At 73.5% G+C, this 5,497-nt stretch carries 3 protein-coding genes; all 3 read right to left on the minus strand.

Annotation, left to right across the window (positions count from 1 at the left end; all coding sequences use genetic code 11):
- Positions 1 to 3,569: FxSxx-COOH system tetratricopeptide repeat protein (fxsT, locus tag ACFV61_RS33250; RefSeq protein ID WP_380495765.1), on the minus strand; the 3,569-nt coding region annotated here is incomplete at its 3' end.
- Positions 3,570 to 3,613: 44 nt separating this feature from the next.
- Entirely contained in the window at positions 3,614 to 4,096 is a 483-nt protein-coding gene (locus ACFV61_RS33255; protein ID WP_380495767.1) for a hypothetical protein, read from the minus strand.
- Positions 4,097 to 4,555: 459 nt separating this feature from the next.
- Positions 4,556 to 5,497: HEAT repeat domain-containing protein (locus ACFV61_RS33260; protein ID WP_380495769.1), on the minus strand; the 942-nt coding region annotated here is incomplete at its 5' end.

Here is a 5,497-nt window from a genome sequence, read left to right on the forward strand (position 1 = left end):
CGGCGGGTGAGGCCGTCGTGGGCGTGGGCGTGGTGTTCGGCGGCCTCGACCGGTCGGCCGAGGACGCGTAGGGTGCGGGCGAGGTTGGCGGCACAGGCCAGTGCGTCCGGGTGCTGCGTGCCGTAGCGGGCACCCAGGTCGGCCAGGGCCTGTTGCAGGAGGGGCAGCGCCGTGCCATAACGGCCGGTGTCGGTGTAGGCGTTGGCGAGGTTGATCACCGCCTTGAGGGTGAACGGATGCGTCGGGCCCACGCATCGGCCCAGCGCCTCCGCCGCCGCCTCGCCCCGCACGACGGCAGCCTCGGCGTCACCGCTGGTCCTCAGGTAGAGGGCGAGGTTGGCGGCGCAGGCGAGGGTGAACGGGTGGTCTGCGCCGAGCAGTCGCTCGTACGTGGCGTGGATCTGGACGGTCAGGTCTCGGGCGAGGCCGTGGTCGCTGGCGGCGCTGTGGTCCGCGGCCAGGTTGGCCGCGCAGATCAGAGCGTCCGGTGTGTCCCCGCCATAGCGTTCCCGGTAGCGCTCGTAGGCGGTGGCGTTCTTCGTACGGGCCTCCTCTAGCCGGCCTGCCCGGCGCAGCGAGACGGCCAGCGAGGTGTCGTTGCGCAGCCGCTCCGGCAGGTCGGGGTCGAGGACTGCGGCGAAGCCGCCGGCGACCTCGCTCAGCAGGGCGATCGAGGCCGGAAAGTAGCCGAGGTCGCGCAGGTCGCGGGCGAGGCAGTACTTCGTCGAGAGGGTGGCCGGGTGTCGCAGGCCCAGCACGGCCTCTCGTCGTTGCAGGGTCTCCTGGTCCAGGTCGCGGGCGGCCTGGCTGTCCCCGACCAGCCGGTAGTCGATCGCCAGGTTGTTGGCCATGGCCAGGGTGCGCGGGTTGTCGGCGCCGAAGAGTGTGGTGAGGCGGGCGTAGGTGTCGAGGTCGAGCGCGAGCGCGGGTTGGAAGCGGCCCAGGCCCCGTAGGTCGGCGGCCAGTGACCCGGCGGTCATCAGGGCGTCCGGGTGGTGTTCGCCGAGGGTGGTCCGCTGTCGTTCCAGGACGTCTTCGTCCAGCGTCAGCGCTTCGGTGTAACGTCCCAGTGAGCGACGGATGTTGGCGTGGTGGAAGCGCAGCCGCAGGTTCTGTGGGTCGTCCGGGCCGAGTTTGTCGGTCCATACCGGGATGAGGGTTTCGCTCAGGCGGTCGGCGCTGTGCAGTTCAGCGCGCTTCCACAGGTAGCGGACGCGGTCGATGAGCAGTTGCCGGGGCTGTGGGGCGTCGCATTGGTGGGTGGCGCAGGCGGTCAGGTGCGGCCAGATCTCCTCCAGCGCGGGCCAGCTGGCCGGATTGTCGATGTCGTGGTCGGCGGGGCGTGCGGCGGCCAGGATGAGGTGGACGTCGTGGGCGGCCCTGCGCTGCTCCTCTGCGGTCATTGTGCTGCGGATGACCGCCTGGACGAGCCGGTGCAGTTGGATGCCGGTGCTGTCGACCCGGGCGAGGGAGTAGCGTCCGATCTTCTTGATAGCTGCGCCGAGGTTGATCTGGGTGGCTGGTCCGTCGGCCCGCTCTCCGTAGAGCGCGTGGAGTATCTGCTCGTTGTCGTAGACGAGCCGGGTGGAGATGGGCTCGGGGGCGAAGAACGCGCACAGCTGCAGCAGGCGGGCGGCCGCGGGGGCCTCGGCGCGCAGCCGGGTGATCGAGACGTTCCAGGCGGCTGCCACCGTGGCGGGGTAGTCCACTGGTTGGCCCATTGAGAGTACCTGGGCGGCCGCTCTGCGTAGTTGGGCCAGGTAGGAGTCGACGGGCATGCCGGTGGCGTCCAGCCAGGCGGCGGCCACCTCGATCGCCAGGGGGAGGTCGCCGAGTTCGTGGGCCACCGCGTCGGCGTTCGGTTCGGTCAGGCCTGCGACGCGGCGGCGCAGGTGCTCGATGCTCTCGCGGCGGGTGAAGACGTCCACGGCGAGGGCCTCGGCCACCCGGTTCCACTCCGGGTTGCGGGAGGTGACCAGGATGTGGCCCGAGCCTCCCGGTAGGAACGGGAGGATCTCGGCGGGGTCGTCGGCGTTGTCGAAGATCAGCAGCCAGCGGGCGGCCGGGGTGCCCCGCCGCAGGGCGGTCAGGGCGGAGTTGGCGGCCTCGGCGACCGAGTCGCCGACCGGCAGGCCGAGTTCGCGTGCCAGGTCGGCGAGCGTGGGGCCGATCAGCTCGGGCTGTTCGGCGTCGATCCACCAGACCAGGTCGTACTCGGCTGCGAACCGGTGCGCGTACTCCAACGCGATCTGTGTCTTGCCGATCCCGCCGAGGCCGTAGAGGGTCTGGGAGCTGGGCAGGACGGCCGCCATTGCGCCGCCGAGCTGCCGGTGTAGGTGTTCCAGGACTGTGCTGCGGCCGGTGAACGACAGGTGGCGGGGCGGGGCCTTGAAGTGGGCCGGGCCTGTACCGGGGTAACGCAGGCCGGTGAGGTCGGGTGGTCGCGGTGCGCCGCCGAGTGCGGCGAACAGGGCGGCGGCGGCTTGTTCGGGGCGGTGGCCGGTCAGCTCGACGGTCGGGCCCGAGGGGTGGGAGGCCGGCGGCGACGCGGCGTCGATACGTGCCGTCACCAGGGCATGCTCGACGGGGTCGGCACAGCGCGGCGAGCGTAGGTAGGCGGTGGACAGCAGCACGATCGTGCGGTCCGCGTCGGCTTCCTCGCACAGTGGGCCGAGTCCTGCCGCGGTCAGGACGGCCTCGATCCACCGGGCCCAGACCTCGTCCTCCGGGGCGTGACGTAGGGCGATGCCGGTGGCCGGGGCCGGTGGGGCGCACAGCGGGCAGGGCACGTGCCGGCGCAGCTGTACGGATCCGCGGTGCAGGCCGTACGGGTGTGGTGGCGGGCCGGAGCCGGCCTCGATCAGCTGGTCGGCGGCGGCGCACAGCTTGCCCGGTCGGCCGCCTGCCGCGTCGGCGGCGGCGGTCAGTTCGGACTCCGGGGCGCCGAGGTCGTGGACGGCGAGGCGGTCGGCCAGGTAGCCGACGGACTCCCACGTGGTGAAGTGGCGCACGGGGAGCGTCGCGCGCCGTCGGGTGCGCAGTTGCCGGTCCGTGCTGCGGGTGGTCACCACGAGTTCGCTCCTGGGGGCCGGGTCCGGCCACAGGTCATGGATGTCTCTGCGGTCGGCCAACGCGTCGAGGATCAGCAGCCACCGGCGGTTCGTGGTGTGCAGCCACGCGAGGAAGGCTGTTGCGGCGTCGGATCCTTGGGCCAGCCCGAGGTGAGCGGCCGCCCGGGCGTAACTGTCCCGTACGGCGGTCCGGCTCGATGCGTCGGTCCACAGGAGCAGGTCCACGCTGCCTTCCCGCAGGGCGGACTGGGCGCGGTGGGCGGCGGCCTGGGTCTTGCCGGTGCCTTGCGGTCCGCTCAGTACCGTGGCGGTGCCCGTGCGCAGGGCGCGGTCGACGCAGGGGCGGTGGTGGTAGCAGTCCGCGACCGTGGGGACGGTGCCGATCTGCATCGGCCAGGTGAGGGCCGGTGGGGTGGTGGGACTGTGGACGTGGATGTCGCCGCGGACGCTCCCGGCCACCACGCCGCCGGAGTTCACGAGGTCGTGCTGGCTGCGCACGCCGGTCCGCGGACCGGCGGGGCCGTGCTCGGCTCCGGGGACGGTCAGCGCGGGTCCGTTCCCGGCGGGGTAGGGCGGTCGGGTGCGCCGATCGTGACCGAGCCGCTGAAGTCCCGGCCGATCGCACCGCCCTGGTTGTCGATGTCCCGGCCGGCGGTGACTCCACTGTTGTCGGCGTGGACCTGGGCAGCGGGGTCGGCGGGGGCGGGGAGCAGCAGGGCGCGCAGTTGTTCGGCGGCCTGGGCCTGTTCGGCTGGTTCCAGTCCTTCCAGGAAGTCGGCCAGCCGGGTCTGCCAGGTGTGTTCCTGTCGCTGTGCAAGGGCTGCCCGTTCCTGCGGGGCTGCGGCTTCCAGTTCCTGCCTGGTCCGGTCGAGGCGTGCCTGGGCGAGGCGTTCGTCCTCGGTCCGCCCGCGGCCTAGCAGGCGGGCGATCCGTTCCCGGGTGGCCGTCCACACGTCCGTTCCGGCGGCCTGGACGATCCCGGTGCCCCCGGCCGCGGCCAGTGCGCTCAACGTCTCCGACAGCATTCCCGGCTACCCCCTATCCCTCGGTGGTGCTCCTTGCAGAACTGACCGACATTCAACTCCAATGGCTCCATCGAAAGAAGACCACCGTCCCGCCACCGTCGAGGCGCTGGAGGCGTGGCTTGCCGCCCGGGAGCGCGCCCAGTCACGCTGAGTGCCCGGCCGGGGTGGCCGTCGCGCTGTCGCGTCCGGCGCCCCCCCCCCCCCCGCCCCCGGTATCCGCCCCCCCCCGGCGCCGCACCCCGCCCGCTCGACAGCCCCAACCCGGCCCCAGGCGCGACAGCGCGACAGCTGTACAGGCACACAGCGTCACCTTGATGGCGGCCCAGAGCGGCCATCAAGGTCTCCAGCAGAGACCTTGATGGTGGCCGACGGCCAGGAGTGAACGCCTGCGCCGAACCCGGTGAAAACCACACGCCGAACACGAGCGGGCCGCGCGAGGTGCGCCTGCCTGCGACCTGGCTACCGGCTGCCGGGCACCGGACGAAGCGCGTCGCGCAGCAACTGGATCACGTCCTCAGTGAGGACGGTGCGGCGTTCCTCCGCCAGGGTGAGCAGTTCGGCGGCCTGTGCGGGGTCGGCGTCGAGGGTCGGGACCGGGCGGGTGAGCCAGGGGTGCGGGGTGAGTTCGCGGATCCGTGTGGTGGCGTCGGTCCTACCCTGGGCGGCGAGCCGGGGGTGGGTATCACCGCTCGCGAGGACGGCGGCGCGCAGTGCGGTGAGGCGGTCGCGCCGGCTCAACAGCCGGTAGCCCGCGCGCCGCACGGCCGGCCGCTGCGGGTCGGTGAGCATGTCCCACAGCAGGTCGGCGGGCAGCCGGGTGGCGCTGGGGACGAGAGCTGCGGCGGCCTCCTTGACCACCGCGGCGGAGTCGTCTTGCAGCAGCGCCGTGCCCCGGGGCACGGGCACCACGTCGAGGCTCCGCAGGGCCCGCAGGGCGTGGACGCGGACCTGGGGCGCCGGGTTGTCCAGGAGCGCGTCGAGCAGGGGGACGTCGGCCCGGCCACCGGTCTCGGCGAGCCCCGCGACCGCCCCGACCTGCGGGTCGTCGGCCCGGACGGCCGCCTGGTAGTGCGTCAGCGGGTCCGTGCCGGTGCGGCGCGCCGCCTCCCGTGCCAAGGCCCGGACCTGCGCGGACGGGTCGTCGAGGTACGCCACCACGCTCTGCGGGGAGCCGGTGCGCATCAGCCCCGTGAGGGCGGTGACGCGCACCTCGGCATGACGGCTGCGGGCCAGCCGGCGCAGCAGCTCGGCCTGGTCGGTCCACACCGCCTGACGGGCGGCGGCCTCCGCGGCCCGGGCCCTGACCCGGCGGTCGGAGTCGCGCTCGGCGAGGGCCGCGAGGGCCCGGAGCCCCCGGGGGGGGGGGTCGGGGGGCAGGGGGCAACGGGCGCCCCCCGCCGC

The sequence above is a fragment of the Kitasatospora sp. NPDC059817 genome (assembly GCF_042731835.1).
Taxonomy (GTDB): domain Bacteria; phylum Actinomycetota; class Actinomycetes; order Streptomycetales; family Streptomycetaceae; genus Kitasatospora.